Annotated in this window: 13 protein-coding genes; 5 read left to right on the top strand and 8 right to left on the bottom strand. The window is 43.9% G+C overall.

Annotation, left to right across the window (positions count from 1 at the left end; all coding sequences use genetic code 11):
- The first annotated feature begins 22 nt into the window (after positions 1 to 22).
- Positions 23 to 1,474: an FAD-binding oxidoreductase gene (locus F8R90_RS22280; protein WP_196512494.1), complete on the top strand. Its 1,452-nt coding sequence runs from the start codon at positions 23 to 25 to the stop codon at positions 1,472 to 1,474.
- A gap of 105 nt (positions 1,475 to 1,579) precedes the next feature.
- Here F8R90_RS22280 and chlP read toward each other — a convergent pair whose 3' ends face one another.
- Positions 1,580 to 2,800 carry a geranylgeranyl reductase gene (chlP, locus tag F8R90_RS22275; RefSeq protein ID WP_196512493.1) on the bottom strand — a complete coding sequence of 407 codons (1,221 nt, stop codon included), beginning with the start codon at positions 2,798 to 2,800 and terminating at the stop codon, positions 1,580 to 1,582.
- A gap of 182 nt (positions 2,801 to 2,982) precedes the next feature.
- Between chlP and yidD the strand changes: the two genes are divergently transcribed.
- Positions 2,983 to 3,507, top strand: a complete 525-nt coding sequence (gene yidD, locus F8R90_RS22270) for a membrane protein insertion efficiency factor YidD (protein ID WP_196512492.1) — start codon at positions 2,983 to 2,985, stop codon at positions 3,505 to 3,507.
- A 94-nt stretch (positions 3,508 to 3,601) separates the two neighbouring features.
- Positions 3,602 to 4,618 (top strand): sulfate/molybdate ABC transporter ATP-binding protein, encoded by a 1,017-nt coding sequence (locus tag F8R90_RS22265; protein ID WP_190890660.1) that lies wholly within the window; start codon positions 3,602 to 3,604, stop codon positions 4,616 to 4,618.
- A gap of 188 nt (positions 4,619 to 4,806) precedes the next feature.
- On the opposite strand, the gene F8R90_RS22260 is transcribed toward F8R90_RS22265, so the two are convergent.
- The 6 genes from F8R90_RS22260 to F8R90_RS33040 form a co-directional block, all read right to left on the bottom strand.
- Positions 4,807 to 5,541 (bottom strand): HAD family hydrolase, encoded by a 735-nt coding sequence (locus F8R90_RS22260; protein WP_196512491.1) that lies wholly within the window; start codon positions 5,539 to 5,541, stop codon positions 4,807 to 4,809.
- Positions 5,542 to 5,708: 167 nt separating this feature from the next.
- The gene (locus F8R90_RS22255; protein ID WP_196512490.1) at positions 5,709 to 6,836 is read right to left on the bottom strand and encodes a 30S ribosomal protein S1; all 1,128 of its coding nucleotides are present in this window, start codon (positions 6,834 to 6,836) and stop codon (positions 5,709 to 5,711) included.
- Between the two features lie 295 nt (positions 6,837 to 7,131).
- Positions 7,132 to 7,239 carry a photosystem II reaction center protein T gene (locus F8R90_RS22250; RefSeq protein ID WP_012409025.1) on the bottom strand — a complete coding sequence of 36 codons (108 nt, stop codon included), beginning with the start codon at positions 7,237 to 7,239 and terminating at the stop codon, positions 7,132 to 7,134.
- A 112-nt stretch (positions 7,240 to 7,351) separates the two neighbouring features.
- Positions 7,352 to 8,881: a photosystem II chlorophyll-binding protein CP47 gene (psbB, locus tag F8R90_RS22245; protein ID WP_196512489.1), complete on the bottom strand. Its 1,530-nt coding sequence runs from the start codon at positions 8,879 to 8,881 to the stop codon at positions 7,352 to 7,354.
- 475 nt (positions 8,882 to 9,356) lie between these two features.
- Positions 9,357 to 9,683, bottom strand: coding sequence for a hypothetical protein (locus F8R90_RS22240; RefSeq protein ID WP_196512488.1), 327 nt, complete (start codon positions 9,681 to 9,683; stop codon positions 9,357 to 9,359).
- Positions 9,680 to 9,856 (bottom strand): hypothetical protein, encoded by a 177-nt coding sequence (locus F8R90_RS33040; RefSeq protein ID WP_230966611.1) that lies wholly within the window; start codon positions 9,854 to 9,856, stop codon positions 9,680 to 9,682. Before F8R90_RS33040 ends, F8R90_RS22240 begins: the two co-directional genes overlap by 4 nt.
- Before the next feature lie 406 nt (positions 9,857 to 10,262).
- On the opposite strand from F8R90_RS33040, the gene F8R90_RS22235 reads away from it, so the two are divergent.
- Both F8R90_RS22235 and F8R90_RS22230 read left to right on the top strand, forming a co-directional pair.
- A complete protein-coding gene (locus F8R90_RS22235; protein ID WP_196512487.1) occupies positions 10,263 to 11,915 on the top strand; it encodes an ABC transporter substrate-binding protein in 1,653 nt (550 codons plus the stop codon).
- Between the two features lie 136 nt (positions 11,916 to 12,051).
- Positions 12,052 to 13,077: an ABC transporter permease gene (locus F8R90_RS22230; RefSeq protein ID WP_196512486.1), complete on the top strand. Its 1,026-nt coding sequence runs from the start codon at positions 12,052 to 12,054 to the stop codon at positions 13,075 to 13,077.
- Between the two features lie 131 nt (positions 13,078 to 13,208).
- Here the strand turns inward: F8R90_RS22230 and F8R90_RS22225 are convergent, their stop codons facing one another.
- Positions 13,209 to 14,324 carry an ABC transporter permease gene (locus F8R90_RS22225; protein WP_196512485.1) on the bottom strand — a complete coding sequence of 372 codons (1,116 nt, stop codon included), beginning with the start codon at positions 14,322 to 14,324 and terminating at the stop codon, positions 13,209 to 13,211.
- Positions 14,325 to 14,418 lie beyond the last annotated feature (94 nt).

The following is a 14,418-nucleotide window of genomic DNA, read 5'->3' as shown; positions in this document are numbered from 1 at the left end:
GAAGATTATTTTGCTTGTCTTTGTGGCAACTACCACTATTGCCCTGACAGTCATTGCTAGGCCTGTTGCTCACCTGACTTTAACAGCCTGGAGCGATCGCGATGACCGTCAACCCCTGCCTGTTGGCACGGTCGATGATGCCAGTCACCTGAATCAGACACAGGTGACAATTAGGCAGGTTAAAAGTCAGCCTGGAGTTGCTGAGGTGCTACTACAGTCTGTACTTAGAGATGCCTTACGTCAAGGTAAAAAGGTAGCGATCGCGGGTTCGCACCACACTATGGGTGGTCACACTCTGTATGCTAAAGGCATCTCGCTGGGGATGCTCCACTTCAACCGGATGCAATTGAACCCGGCAACTAAAATCCTAACGGTGCAATCAGGAGCTAAATGGTCTGATATTATTCCCTATCTAAATGAACGTGGCTATTCTGTCGCCGTTATGCAGTCCAACAACGATTTTTCTGTTGGCGGCACGATGAGTGCCAATGCTCATGGCTGGCAACATAATAGCCCTCCCTTTGCTAGCACGGTTGAAGGTTTCCGGTTAATGCTGGCAAGTGGCAAGGTTGTGGAATGTTCCAGACAGGAAAACTCAGATTTATTTTCTCTAGTTTTAGGCGGTTACGGGCTATTCGGGATCATTCTTGATGTGGACTTGAGAGTAGTACCTAATGAGACGTATATAGCTGAACGGCTCGTGATTAAGAGCGAGAAATATATTGATACCTATCGGCAACAGGTAGATGGTGCAGCCATTATTGGTATGGCATACGGTAGACTTTCTGTTGCACCGGAAAGCTTTTTACAAGAAGCTATTCTTACCACCTATCGCCAAGTCCCACAAGCAACTCAGGCTATTGTCTCTTTAGAAAAACAAGCAGATTCTAGAGTCCCTCGAACGGTTTTCCGTGGCAGCATTGGCAGTGACTATGGCAAAAACTTGCGCTGGCAACTAGAAAAGATCGTTGGGGGAGAAGCCGGAAACCGGGTTTTGAGAAACCAGATTCTCAACCGTCCCTCCACCTTATTTGAGAATCGTCACCAGGCTTCAACTGACATCCTGCATGAGTACTTTATTCCCCCTAAATCTCTGGAAGCGTTTTTAGAGCAGTGTCGCGTCATTATTACCCAGTACGAAGGGGATTTGCTCAATGTCACGGTGCGAAATGTTCACCAAGATAACGACAGTTTTCTCAGATATGCCGATCAGGAAGTTTTTGGACTGGTGATGCTGTTTCATCAGCAACGCACTCAAGAGGGGGAGGCAAAGATGCAGGTAATGACCCAGAAACTGATTGAGGCAGCCTTAGCGGTCGGTGGTAGGCACTATCTGCCCTATCGTCTTCATGCCACACCTGAACAATTTCGTAGAGCTTATCCACAAGCTGCTAAATTTTTCGCTCTCAAGCGCAAGTATGACCCCAATGGGATTTTCCAGAATTATTTTTACCAAAAATACGGCAGCTATTGATATATGTTGTGGGGTGGGCATCTCGCCCGCCCTGATTAATAAGCGTGCAAAGATGTCCACCCCACAAAATTGAGTAATTTATAAGTTCCAGTCCTTTGCACTCACCTAAGGTGCAAGGGCATTGCCCCGAATTAGGCTACCAATGGTTTTGGCAGTAATCTTCAATTGGGTGATGGGATTAGCTGGGACAACGGTCTTATACAGATAGCTATCGAATGTTAGCCGCTGCACATCGAGGTCATCACACATTTCCACAAAAGCCTCGCGGGTAGCATCGGAACGATAGAACACGGTTTGCAGAATGTCCAACACCTTGTAGGTGAGTCCGTATCTTTTATCCCAACGCTTTAGGTAAATCTTGAGGTCGCCTTCTGTAGGAATACGGCTACCACTATTAGATGCTTCTACAATGGTTTCGGCACACATCCGTCCAGATTTAGCGGCAAAATAAATACCTTCACCAGAGGACTTGGTAACGTAACCAGCAGCATCTCCCACCAAAGCGATGCGACCGACAACACGACGGGGACGGGGATGTTCAGGAATGGGGTGGGCTTCGACTTTGATGATTTTACCGCCTGCTAGCTTCTCGGAAGCACGGGCGCGGATACCAGCTTGTAACTGTTTGATGCTGGCTTTATTGATGTGCATCGTACCAGTACCGACAGCTACGTGATCATATTTGGGGAAAACCCAAGCGTAGAAATCGGTAGAAACGTCATCACCGACATACATTTCGGCGAGGTCGTTGTAGTAAGCCATTTTGTCTTCGGGTAAGCGAATTCGCTCTTGGAAAGCGATCGCATAATTGTAATCCCCAGCGTCCATTTCTTTAGCAACGCGAGAATTAGCCCCATCTGCCCCAATAATTAGATCTACCTTCAGGGTTTTAGCAATACCCTGTGATATACCGTCTGTATGGTCAATGTAATGGATGGTATAGGGATCAGTATTGTTTCCTGGTATATCAAGTTTATGAACAGTGGCATTAATTAAATTTGCGCCTAGTTTTGCCGCGCGATCGCGCAAGAAGCCGTCTAGCACTTCCCGGCGGCACATTCCTATATATTCATCTTCATTTATCAGATTGATATCAACCTCGCGATTGGAAGGCGAAATCATTTTCATCTTCCGTACCCGGCGATCGATAATCTCTGGTGGTAAGTCAAATTCACTCACCATACATAGGGGAATTGCACCCCCACAAGGCTTTGCATTGTCTAGCTTTCGCTCAAACAGGTAGGTTTCAATCCCAGAGGCTGCCAGTGTTTCAGCGGCAGATGAACCAGCAGGGCCTGACCCAATAACAGCAACCCGTAGTGTCAAAGGTCTTTCTCCCAATCTTCACATTTACCGAGAGCATACTACCACGGTATTTCTGGTGATTTGGCGCTTTCCCTTCATGTTTCTGCTGAAATGCAATATTCCTTAATGTTTCGATACGAATTGGGGATTGGGAATTGGGCATTAGGACTGGGAAGAATGAAGAAAATTGCCTAGTCCCGAATATGCAGCATTCTTTGTTCGATTCTCTTAGCAGACAAGTCAGCATTGCCGCAATTACTGGCTATCAAAAGCATATTTCCCCACACAAAGGCTTTGCTTGCGCTCATCGCTTGTTATATGGCGGTGAATCTTGCTCTGGATACTTCAAGCGGGTAATTGCTAAAGAAGGGTTAAAAGAAGCTTTTATCAATACCCGTGAACGATTTCAAGCTTGCAAGCAAGCTAATCAAATTTTGCGATGCCTTGCAGCAAGCCGCTACGTCTCTACGCAAATTGAGAATTCAGAAGAACCCACAGAGGAAGAAAAAGCAGGTAAGCAGCCACGACAAAAAGCATCTGGTAAAGTTGCTCAAAAATCTTCATTTATTAGCAACAGCAATATCTACTGTTTTGATTGTGCCGATTTGGGATGCAATTGTGCCGAGATGGTTAGCATGATTCCTGATTGTGGCGTTGCTGATTGTGATTCTCTAGATTGTAGTGGTGCTGATTGTAACTTCCTCGATTGCGGCAGTTGCGGTAGCTAAATCTTGTTCATCTACAAATAATTATGTATGGTATATGTAAGACACAGTAATCCTATCAAGGATCTGTAGATTTAGTTGCAGAGGTACAGAGGCAGTGGGCATAGTAGTTGAGAATGTCTCCAAACAATTCGGGAGTTTCAAAGCAGTTGATCAGGTCAGCCTGGAAATTAAGAGTGGTTCGCTAGTTGCGTTGCTCGGACCATCGGGATCAGGTAAATCTACGCTACTACGGCTAATTTCAGGTTTAGAAATGCCAGATAGCGGTAAAATCCTGCTTACTGGTAAGGACGCTACGTACCAAAGCGTGCAACAGCGGAATATTGGGTTTGTGTTTCAGCACTATGCCCTATTCAAGCATCTGACTGTCAAGCAGAATATTGCCTTTGGCTTAGAAATTCGTAAAGCACAGCCAAAGAAAATTAAGGGGCGGGTAGAACAGTTACTAGAATTGGTGCAATTGAGCGGATTAGGCGATCGCTATCCATCACAACTTTCTGGTGGTCAAAGACAACGGGTCGCATTAGCAAGGGCACTGGCAGTAGAACCTGAAGTATTACTGCTAGATGAACCCTTTGGCGCACTTGATGCTAAAGTCCGCAAAGACTTACGGGCATGGTTACGCCGCCTCCATGATGAGGTTCATGTTACCACGGTTTTCGTCACCCACGACCAAGAGGAAGCAATGGAAGTCTCCGATGAGGTTGTGGTCATGAATAAAGGGCGTGTGGAACAGGTGGGTACACCAGCAGAAATTTACGATAATCCTGCCACGGCATTTGTGATGAGCTTCATAGGCCCAGTGAACGTATTACCCAGCAACTCAAAGATTTTTCAAAGTAGCGGATATGATGCGCCACACCCACAAGTATTTTTACGTCCGCAAGATGTAATTTTGGAAAAGGTTGCCAACGGTGCCACTACGGCTGCTACAGTTAGCCGATTAATACATTTGGGTTGGGAAATTCAGGTGGAATTAACTTTCGATGACGGGCAAGTGTTGATGGCGCATTTAACACGCGATCGCTTCAACCAATTAGAGTTAGAACCTCAACAGCGAGTGTATGTGAAGCCAAAGGATGCAAAGTCCTTTCCAGTGTCTTATTCAATTTAGACTTTTGTCAGTTTCGCAAGGGTCAAAACCCCTAGTTAATCGCTGTGTAATTCAGCTATTTGCTGGGGATTTTAATCTCAAGTAGGCTAGAGCGATCATCACATCAGAATACTAAAATCATGATGGAATGCGATCGTCATTTGTTGCTTGTGACGCTCCTACTTCACGTAATTGAAAACTGCTATAAATTAATCTTCTAAAATCTGGATTTCATCAAGTTGATTAATCACCACATTCGCACCTCGGACATTATCCGACTTACCCACCCAAGTGATACCAATACAGCCTGCGGCTTTAGCATCACGCGCCATTTGCATATCACCCACTGAATCACCCACCATCAATGTAGCGCCTGGTTCGACTCCCAAAGCTTGGCAAGCTTGTAAAAATAACATTGGATCTGGTTTACTTGGCCCCTCATCTACTCCCATTTCCAACTGGATATAATCATTTAATTGGTGATTCTTTACAAAGTTATGTACTTCATAGCTTGTTGCCGCTGAGAGGATACCAAGTTTTAACCCACCTTCCTGTAGATATTTCAACAAGTCTAAGCTACCTACAAACAGCGGTGAAGGAGTTTGTTCAATGTATTTTTCTGCTTCATCCAAAGCTTGACGGGCTATTCTTAAGGACTCAAACCATCCTCTTCCTGTTTCGGCAATATATGCCGCAGCCGCAACTTCTGTTTCACGGCGACTCGCTACTGATATCAAACCCGCCGGATCTAGAATATTCCCATTGATGCCAAATGCCATTAATAGCGGTTCCCCAATACCGGGAACTTGAGCATCTATTAACCTTGCTGCTCTTTGTGCAAGCGATCGCAAGTACGTTTCTGAATCTTCTAGAGTACCATTTTTGTCAAACAAAATTGCCTGAATATTAGCAAAAGTGATGTTTCTACATTTAATAGTTGCCACAATATTTCACCCCACTTATTTAGTTAGAAATGAAGAGTTATGAGTTTTTATTATTAACTATTAACTCCTAACTATTACCAATTCTCCACATAAAAAAAGAGGGAAAAACCCTCTTTATCCAATTATTTAATACTCTTACTTAAAAACAAGTAAAACTATAAAATGTATTATTCTTCAATAGCTGCTGGAATTTCCTCTTCAGTTTCCGTCGCTGCTGGAATCTCTTCTTCAATTTCCGCAACTACTGGAGTTACTTCCTCAAGTTCTGCTGCTGGTGGAATTTCTTCTTCAAGTTCCACTGCTGGTGGAATCTCCTCTTCAAGTTCCGCTGCTGGTGGAATATCTTCTTCTGCTACAACTTCCACAGGTGCAGCAGCCGCAGCAGTAGCACCTTGTTGCTTGGCTAGTAGCTGTTCACGATACTTAGCAGCCATTTCTTCTGCCTTATCGTAGACCAAATCCCGGTTTTTAATCATGTCACCGGGTTCGGGTTCTAGCTGCTTGGTAGATAGCGAAATCCGACCTCTTTCTGCATCCAAGTCAATGATCATAACTTTCACTTCATCATTGACATTGAACACGCTATGAGGTGTATCAATATGTTCGTGGGAAATTTCAGAAATGTGCAGTAGACCACTGACGCCGCCAATATCGATGAAAGCACCGTAGGGTTTGATGCCACGAACTGTACCAATTACTACTTCGCCGACTTCTAAGCGGTTCATCTTGCGCTCAACCAGTGCCCGACGGTGAGATAGAACTAAGCGGTTACGTTCTTCATCCACCTCTAGGAATTTCAATGGTAAATCTTCGCCTACCAATTCTTCTTTAGGTTTGCGAGTACTGATATGGGAACCGGGGATAAAGCCACGTAATCCCTCAATCCGTACCAATGCTCCACCGCGATTGGTTGCAAATACGCCAGAACGGACAGTAGCATCTTCTGCTTGCAACTGTCGCACACGCTCCCAAGCCCGCATATATTCAATACGGCGGATGGAAAGGGTTAATTGACCATCTTCGTTTTCATCGGTAAGGATGAAAAATTCTCGCGTTTCGTTCGACTGTAATACTTCTTCCGGGCTATCTACCCGGTTAATAGACATTTCTTGTATAGGAATATATGCTGCGGTTTTAGCACCAATGTCAATCAGAGCGCCGCGCGGCTCTATACTGAAAACTGTTCCTGGGACAACATCACCAGGGCTAAAATGATAATCGTATTTGTCAAGTAGAGCAGCGAAATCTTCGTGAGTGAATCCAATTTCTGTAGCGGTTAAATTCTGATTGACCATGCTGATTTGTTCCTGGTTCTAGTCTCCGTAAAGGTTGTGCGACAAGCGCGATGTGCTATGCAAACAGTTTTATGGCAGCTTACATTAACATCCATTTTCATCCTAGCGCAGAAAAGCTAGTATTAACACATATCTACTCCCAAGATTGGAAATTATATCACAATATTAAAAATGATTGGTTATTTACTTAGTAGTTAAAACCAACAAAGGACATACACGATAATATCCGTTGCTACTAAGGATCGTAGCAACGGATACTAACATTAAATCCGCTTAAAGGTCTGGTATATGGGATCTACTTATCTTTTGGTTTCTCAAAGCGAGGGGGTTCGCGAAATGCGATCGCAAAGAAAATAGTACCTATACACAGAGTAAAAATCAAGATGTACGCAACGCTTTCCATATTACGATTTCCTGCCTATCGAGCCAGTAATTAAAGTTTTTAATGCTGAGCCATTTGAGTGCTAAATTAGAGCCTCAACTCGGAACTCAGCACTCATAACTCAGCACTGAAATTAGAGGGCTTCCTTCCGGCGGGTTGACTTGTCACCCACTTTCTGGAACAGACCCCACTCAACTTGCTCTTCTAGATCCGCATCAACACCAGCAAATACATCTCGGTAAATTGTCCGAGAGCCATGCCAGAGGTGGCCAAAGAAGAACAGCAAAGCAAATACTGCATGTCCAAAGGTAAACCAACCTCTAGGACTGGTGCGGAATACACCATCAGAGTTCAAGGTTTCCCGGTCAAATTCAAAGATTTCACCGCCTTGAGCTTTACGGGCATACTTCTTCACATCAGCTGGCTCTGTAAAGGTCTTACCATTCAGATCGCCACCATAGAAGCTGACGGTGACACCAGATTGCTCGAAGCTATACTTAGATTCTGCCCGACGGAAGGGAATGTCAGCGCGGACAATTCCATCTGCATCGGTCAAAATTACTGGGAAGGTTTCAAAGAAGTTGGGGAGACGACGCACGGTCAATTCCCGTCCTTCAGAATCTTTGAATACGGCGTGACCTTGCCAAGACTGAGCAATACCATCACCCTTAACCATCGGCCCTGTACGGAATAGACCGCCTTTAGCGGGGCTATTACCTACGTAATCATAGAAAGCCAGCTTTTCGGGAATCTGCGACCAAGCTTGTTCAAGGGTTGCACCTTGGGCAACACTTGTTTGGACGCGTTGCTGAATTTCTTGACGGAAGTAGCCTTGATCCCATTGATAGCGGGTTGGGCCAAACAATTCGATGGGGGTGGCGGCATTACCGTACCACATGGTACCAGCAACAACGAAAGCAGCAAAGAAAACTGCTGCAATACTGCTAGAAAGTACTGTTTCAATGTTCCCCATCCGTAGGGCTTTGTAGAGCCGTTCGGGGGGTCTGACTGTGAGGTGGAATAAGCCTGCAATAATACCAACAACGCCGGCGGCAATGTGGTGAGCCACAATGCCACCAGGGTTATATGGGTTAAAACCATCTGGGCCCCATTCTGGTGCGACTGCTTGCGCGGCTCCAGTTATACCGTAGGGGTCAGTAACCCACATGCCTGGGCCAAATAGTCCGGTGAGGTGAAAAGCACCAAATCCAAAACAAAGTAGACCAGATAAGAACAGGTGAATGCCAAACATTTTTGGCAAGTCTAGGGCAGGTTCACCAGTACGAGGATCTCTAAAGAGTTCCAAATCCCAGTAAACCCAGTGCCAAACGGCAGCTAGGAACAAAAGACCGGAAAGAACGATGTGAGCCGCTGCAACGCCTTCAAATGACCAGAAGCCAGGATCAGTTGCTGCGCCACCAGTAACGCTCCAACCACCCCAAGATTGGGTAACGCCCAAACGCGACATGAAGGGCAGGACGAACATCCCTTGACGCCACATTGGATTGAGAACCGGATCGCTAGGGTCATAAACAGCCAGTTCGTAGAGTGCCATCGAACCAGCCCAGCCTGCTACTAAGGCTGTGTGCATCAGGTGTACAGAAATCAGCCGCCCTGGATCATTCAGAACGACTGTATGTACTCGGTACCAGGGTAGTCCCATCGACTACGCTCCTCCTCGATGAGTTAGTTTACAAAGCAATTTTCTTACTGAGATTCTGAGAAACGAAACTCGCCACTCAGAAAACTCTCTCTTGTTTTTTGTTATTGCCACAGCCAGAACCTTACCACAGCTTAGTCTTATTAAGTCAGACAGCGTGGGTGCTTTGGCAATGCTTACTCGCTTCGGGAGATTTACCCTGTAGGGTAGCCATCACTAAGCAAAAATGAGAATGTTTTAAAAAGTGTAACTATTGATGGAATTGTTTGCAAGCGTGTAAATTGATGCGATCGCGTAGCATCTCAAAGTTTTTTCGCTACCAATCCCTGTCGGGGATTAAATTTGCTTATCTTTTCTTTATGAGGGGAGTGGGGGAACAAGAGGAGGGAACAAGAATGATTATGTTGTTATGTTAATTGGTCTACTCCCTACTTCTTACCTCCTACTCCCCACTATCTACTGAACCACCAACCACTATCTACTGAACCACCAATTGGATGTTTTGCAGGTGACACTTCGCCTCAGCTGTACCTAGGCGTTCGATTACCTGTTCGGCGCTCATCAGACGCTTGAGTACTACTTGGCCTATGGTCTTACTGGCAATTACTGGTGTTGTTGGCTTCACTTCCACTGTTAAAACGGCTTCTTCGACTCGATAAAGCCATAGCAATTCGTTTTGTTCCACTAAACAAATATTCATTCGCTGAATATCTGGTTGACGTCGCCATGCAGTTATTTGCCAGAGTCCATCAGATGCCCAGACTCTAGCAACTGCCCATCCCTCAGATAGAAAGAAATACTTCACGCTCTTAGTCTCACTTTTAGACTTTCAATCTGTTGTTTACGATATTGCGATCGCTTTATTCGCTGATGTATAAACACTAGATTTGTAAGTAAAACCATGTAGCCGTTCTCTACGAAAAACAACTTCACGGGTGTTTGTACCCCAGTAGCAACATGCAAAGTTTCAATGTACACTACTTGGCCTACCGTCAAAGCTTAACAAATCTATTCACTAGTAATTATGAATTTACGACAAATTTAGTCAATGTTTAAAATCTTAATTAAATAAAAGCTTTTTATTACTTAACGAATACCAAAGTTTATCTATTTGTTACTGTTTTTTGGTAACAAATAGTGCGATTGCACAAAAGCAATAAACTTAACTATGAAGTTGAGTAGCCGGCATAAATTTTAGAGTTAGTTGCCAACTCAGTCATAATATCTAGAAAATTTTTTCATATCTGGCTGCAAGTTATGTTTGTCTATATACGTAATACGTATACTTAGCCACAGGCATTGCTGTAATTAATTGTAAAAATCAAGCACAATATTCACAAATGTAGTAAAATTGCTGACCGCTGATATTAAATATTTTATTGCTATGACCTGGTTTTCCTTGTCCGTGAAACGGTGGGGTAGGATTACACAATTCCTATCTTTGTTCTGTCTATGTTTATGTTTAGTTGTTAGTTGCACTCCTCGCCCACAGCCAACTACGCCACCATCGGGTTCTGTGAATAGTCCTACAGGTGATGGTCGTATTACTATAGGTACAACAGCGAAACCGAGAACCCTTGATCCGGCTGATACTTATGAGTTAGCATCCTTAGGTTTGGTGTTTAATATGAGTGATCGCCTCTACACCTACGAACCAGGAAGCACAGAAATTAAACCCCAGCTAGCTACAGCATTACCTAAAGTTAGTCAAGATGGCTTAACTTATACCATCCCCTTACGTCAGGGTGTAGTTTTTCACGATGGAACTCCCTTCAATGCCCAAGCAATGGCGTTTACCATCAACCGCTTTATTCAAAATAAAGGAAAACCCTCTTTTTTACTAGGTGATATAGTAGATTCGGTAAAAACTACAGGCGAGTATGAGTTAAGCATTCAGCTGAAAAAGCCCTTTGCAGCGTTTCCCTCACTGTTGGCGTTTCCTGGGGTATGTGCAGTTTCGCCAAAAGCTTACGAATTAGGTGCAGGTAAATTCAAGCCGAATATTTTTGTGGGGACTGGTCCTTACAAGTTAGCGCAGTATGGTACTGATTCCATACGATTTGACCCATTTGATAAGTATTGGGGAGAAAAACCAGCTAACAAGGGTGTTAACCTCCAAATTCAAACTAGTCCGGTTAATTTGTTTAATGCTTTCCGTACAGGCGCAATCGATGTAGCTTACCTGTCGCTACAGCCAGATCAAAATCGTAGCTTAGAAGAAGGTGCTAAAAAAGGAGATTGGCAAGCGATCGCAGCTCAAGGTAGCGTAGTAAGTTATATGGTATTAAACCGGAATCAGCAGCCTTTAGATAAACCAGAGGTAAGACAAGCGATCGCGTCAATCATTGACCGTCCACTTTTAAATCAGCGAGCCTTACTTGGTCAAGCAGATCCGCTTTATAGCATGATTCCCACGACATTCAATGTTTCCCAGCCATTATTTAAAGATAGATATGGCGATGCTAACTTTGAGCAAGCTAAAAAATTATTAACTACTGCTGGTTTCTCCAAAGAAAATCCCGCAAAAGTACAAGTTTGGTATCCTTCGAGTTCGCCTACTCGGAGTTTGGCAGCACAGACACTCAAATCCCTTGTTGATGCCAAGATGGATGGAATTCTGCAATTTGAAGTCACCCAAGCGGAAGGGCCAGCCTTTTTTAAAGACATTTCCAAGGGATTATATCCAGCAGCTTTACTTGATTGGTATCCAGATTTTTTAGACCCAGATAATTACGTTCAACCGTTTTTGTCTTGTGACAAAGGTTCAATTGCTAAAGGATGCGAAGATGGAGGCAGTCAAACTCAGGGTTCGTTTTACTATAGCGAAGCCATGAATAAACTGATTGATCAGCAACGCAAAGAACTAAATCCCGAAGGGCGTCAGAAAATTTTTACCGAAATTCAAACGCAAGTAGCGACTGATGTACCTTATGTTCCTTTATGGCAAAGCAAAGACTATGTATTTGCCCGAAATGGTGTGAGCAGCGTACAACTTAATCCTACCCAAATTCTGGTTTATCAAAGAATTAAAAAGTAGTCATTGGTCATTGGTCATTAGTAATAACTGTTGACCATTGACTTTTGACTATTAAATAAAATATTTTATGCTCAATGTATTTCTAGTTAATAGCTAAGATAATTCTAAAAACTGCATTTTAAATTTTGAATTGCTTATGTCTCGTTCTAAAGCTTTACAGTATTACATTGTTTCTCGGTTACTTCTCGCGCCACTTCAGCTATTAACAATCATCACGATTGTATTTCTTTTACTAAGAGCAACACCAGGAGATCCAGCAGATGCAATTCTCGGTGGACGTGCGCCAGAAGCTGCTAAAGAGGAATTGCGAAAACAACTTGGTTTAAACCTTCCCCTGTGGCTACAGTACCTAAACTATTTAGGAAGCATACTACGCTTTGACTTGGGAACTTCTTTAATGAGTCGCGGACAGAATGTTTGGGACATAATTGGGCAATATTTCCCGGCGACGGTGGAGTTAGCAGTATCTAGTATGGCAGTTGCACTCATCGTTGGAATTGCAGTTGGGACTCTTTCCGCATCTCGTCCTGGGACATATTTTGATGTCGGTGGGCGCTTATTTGGGATCATCACCTACGCACTCCCCATGTTTTGGGCGGGAATGCTTTTGCAGTTGATTTTCTCAGTCCAATTGGGTTGGTTTCCCAATTCCAACCGCTTTCCACCCAATCTTCCGGCTCCCACTACTGTCACTGGATTGTATACAATTGATAGCTTACTCGGTGGAAACTTCACTCAGTTTTTCACATCTTTGCACCATCTTGCCCTACCGAGTCTCACACTAGGAATTTTGCTCAGTGGGATTTTTGAGCGAATTGTGCGAGTGAATTTAAAGCAAACCTTGCAAGCAGATTATGTAGAAGCGGCTAGAGCCAGAGGTATTGGTGAAAATAAGATTTTAGCCTCTCATGCTTTAAAAAATGCCCTAATCCCAGTAATTACAGTCTTAGGATTAACCTTTGCGTCTCTGTTGGGTGGAGCAATTTTGACAGAGGTAACATTTTCTTGGCCTGGGTTAGCTAATCGACTGTATCAAGCGATCGCTGATCGCGATTATCCCACAGTCCAGGGAGTGCTGGTATTTTTTGGTGCGATCGTTGTGAGTGCCAGCATTTTAATTGACATTTTAAATGCTTATGTAGATCCCCGAATTCGATATTAATCAAGAGTTATTTATTTAGACCTTTTGCAAAAATCCTTAATACCAATTCACGAAAACCCTGATACATATAGATTTATAATAAGGGCATGGCAATGCCATGCCCCTACAAATGTATTTGCTATTCTGAGGGCTTATCTTCTTAAACTACGAGGATCAAGTGCATCTCTCAGCCCATCACCGAGTAAGTTGAATGCTAGCACTGTCAGGATAATCAGCACAGCAGGCGGCCAAATTAACCAAGGTTGCAACACCAAAATTGAAGCATTACTTGCTAGAGAAAGCATATTTCCCCAAGAGGGGTCTGGTTGTTGAATTCCCAAACCGATGAGACTCAATATCGCTTCTGCGCCAATAAAGCTGGGAATTGCAAGAGTCGCAGAGATAATTACATAACTAGCCGTTTGCGGCAAAACGTGGCGGAGGATGATATAAATTGGGTTCCCGCCCATCGCGCGTGACGCTTGGACAAATTCTCGCTCTTTAATTGATAGTACCTGTCCTCGAATGACCCGTGCTAAACCAGCCCAGCTAATAACCGAAGTAATCACCACAATTAGCAAAAAGCGCTGGGTACTGCTTAAACCAGCTGGTAAAACTGCTCCCAAAGTCACCAAAAGATAAATACTAGGGAAAGTCATTAGCACTTCTGCCAAGCGCATAATGAGGCTATCAGTGACACCGCCGAAATAGCCGGAAATCCCCCCGATGAGCAAACCGAGGGGATAGGTAATGATAATGCCAAAAATACCGATAAACATACTGATGCGACCGCCATGTAGAAGGCGACTAAATTGGTCGCGGCCTTGGTCATCAGTCCCCAATATATTGACTTTTGCGCCGCTTGTTGTGCCAAATAAATGCCAATTTAAAGGGATACCAGGAAAGATTGTGACTTCATCCCAATTTGGGGGTAGCGGCAAACTCATCTGCAACAAGCGGTATTCTGGCCCAGAGACAAATAGACGCAGGGGTGAGGGCTTTGTCAAGTCTACAATGAGTTTGCGATCGCCTGTTTCTAAATTAGTGTCTCCCTGAGTCGTCGGATAAACATGGGGCCCGATAAATTGCCCTGACTGAGAAACCCAGTGTATCTTAGTTGGTGGCAGCAGTGAACCATTCGGCTGTGAAGCATAGGGATCATAAGGAGCCACGAAATCAGCCGCAATTACTGCTATGTAGAAAATTAAAAGCAAAATTGCCCCAAATCGTGCCAAAGGATTTTTCTTTAGTCGTCGCCACCAATCCATAGTAGTTAGGAGTTATAAATTATGACTTATGAGTTATTAAACTTTTATCTTAATTCATAACTCATGATTAATAATTCTTAACTCCAAACTCCCG

The organism is Nostoc sp. NZL, from assembly GCF_015714705.1.
Lineage (GTDB): Bacteria > Cyanobacteriota > Cyanobacteriia > Cyanobacteriales > Nostocaceae > Nostoc > Nostoc foliaceum_A.
Note: the sequence above shows the minus strand (reverse complement) of the source record. Positions and strands in the feature narration are given on the sequence as shown.

What these genes read in the sequence shown, in the direction of transcription:
- psbB (WP_196512489.1), bottom strand. Translation starts at nt 8,881, where the DNA reads ATGGGACTACCCTGGTACCGAGTACATACAGTCGTTCTGAATGATCCA.
- F8R90_RS22250 (WP_012409025.1), bottom strand. Translation starts at nt 7,239, where the DNA reads ATGGAAAGCGTTGCGTACATCTTGATTTTTACTCTGTGTATAGGTACT.
- F8R90_RS22235 (WP_196512487.1), top strand. Translation starts at nt 10,263, where the DNA reads ATGACCTGGTTTTCCTTGTCCGTGAAACGGTGGGGTAGGATTACACAA.
- F8R90_RS22255 (WP_196512490.1), bottom strand. Translation starts at nt 6,836, where the DNA reads ATGGTCAATCAGAATTTAACCGCTACAGAAATTGGATTCACTCACGAA.
- F8R90_RS22225 (WP_196512485.1), bottom strand. Translation starts at nt 14,324, where the DNA reads ATGGATTGGTGGCGACGACTAAAGAAAAATCCTTTGGCACGATTTGGG.
- yidD (WP_196512492.1), top strand. Translation starts at nt 2,983, where the DNA reads ATGCAGCATTCTTTGTTCGATTCTCTTAGCAGACAAGTCAGCATTGCC.
- F8R90_RS22230 (WP_196512486.1), top strand. Translation starts at nt 12,052, where the DNA reads ATGTCTCGTTCTAAAGCTTTACAGTATTACATTGTTTCTCGGTTACTT.